This is a genomic window from Vibrio sp. Vb0304, from assembly GCF_033338995.1.
Lineage (GTDB): Bacteria > Pseudomonadota > Gammaproteobacteria > Enterobacterales > Vibrionaceae > Vibrio > Vibrio alginolyticus.
In genome coordinates this window covers 1-1,308 of record NZ_JAWOTT010000170.1, presented here as the reverse complement: position 1 = coordinate 1,308, position 1,308 = coordinate 1, and the positions used below count along the sequence as shown (strand labels likewise).

1 protein-coding gene and 1 pseudogene are annotated in these 1,308 nt (G+C 44.2%); one reads left to right on the top strand and one right to left on the bottom strand.

The window, feature by feature from the left end:
* Positions 1-3: 3 nt before the first annotated feature.
* Complete coding sequence (xthA, locus tag R7P35_RS24720) at positions 4-810, top strand: exodeoxyribonuclease III (RefSeq protein ID WP_318092994.1); 807 nt, start codon at positions 4-6, stop codon at positions 808-810.
* 97 nt (positions 811-907) lie between these two features.
* Here xthA and R7P35_RS24715 read toward each other — a convergent pair.
* Positions 908-1,308, bottom strand: a pseudogene (locus R7P35_RS24715) (hypothetical protein); the annotation flags it as partial.

The following is a 1,308-nucleotide window of genomic DNA, read 5'->3' as shown; positions in this document are numbered from 1 at the left end:
ATAATGAAAGTAATCAGCTTTAACATCAATGGACTACGTGCGCGACTGCACCAACTCCAAGCGCTAATCGATAAACACCAGCCTGACGTTATTGGTCTTCAAGAGATTAAAGTGCATGATGAAGCGTTCCCGATTGAAGATGTCGAAGCCATGGGTTACAAAGTGTATTTTCATGGCCAGAAGGCGCATTACGGCGTAGCGATGCTTTGTAAGCAAGAGCCCATCCGCGTACAAAAAGGTTTTCCAACGGATAACGAAGAACACCAAAAGCGCATGATCATGGCGACGTTTGAAAACGAAAATGGTGAAAAAGTAACGGTGCTTAATGGCTACTTCCCTCAAGGGGACAACATTAACCACGAAACGAAATTCCCATACAAGCGCCAGTTCTACAAAGATCTAATGACGTATCTAAGCGATCATCACAGCAACGATGAACAGTTGATTGTTATGGGTGATATCAACATCAGCCCTATCGATTCAGATATAGGTATCGGAGAACCAAACCGTAAGCGTTGGTTGAAAACGGGTAAATGCTCTTTCCAACCAGAAGAACGTGAATGGCTGAAAACGTTGTTAGATTGGGGCTTTGAAGATACTTTCCGTAAGCTTTACCCAGAAGTGAACGATCGCTTCTCGTGGTTTGACTACCGATCTCGCGGCTTTGATGACAACCGAGGCCTACGAATTGATGTGATTTTGGCGACTCCTTCTCTCGCGCAAAAATGTATTGAGTCGGGTATCGATTATGAATTACGCGGTATTGAAAAGCCTTCAGACCACGCGCCAATCTGGTCGACATTCAAGTAATACATTGCAAAGCAATAACCGTGACTCAACGCTAAGATAAATCTAGTAAAAAGGGAGACTCAGTCTCCCTTTTTCATGCACGTTATTTTCTACTCAGCTAGTTCAGCGGCCAAACCGTTTGACCATCAATACTTACTGGCGTTTGAGCGAATTCGTTCAGACAGTAGCCAGTATTGCTACTTGCAAAGTAAGTGAGAGGCATCGGCGTCAGATTCAACGCAACAACTTGTTGCTTCGCTTTTTCTGAGAACGAGAATCCCCACATGTCGAGATAGTTAGTCATATCTCGCTGAGCCACGTAACTTAGGGCAATGAGCAACCAGTCATTGTTTGAGATGCTGTTCGCTTCATCTTTGGTATACATCGAGAAGCCAATGCTTGATTGTTTCGCATTCCACAGTGCCTCATCTGCTTTCAAACGATTAAACTCACGCTCAATAAGATGAAGTCGCGCCAGTAAATGCCAACCATTTTTAAGCACACCTTCGTGCTGAGTTG

Excerpts from the sequence above, each read along its gene's own strand:
- xthA (WP_318092994.1), top strand. The coding sequence starts at position 4 with ATGAAAGTAATCAGCTTTAACATCAATGGACTACGTGCGCGACTGCAC.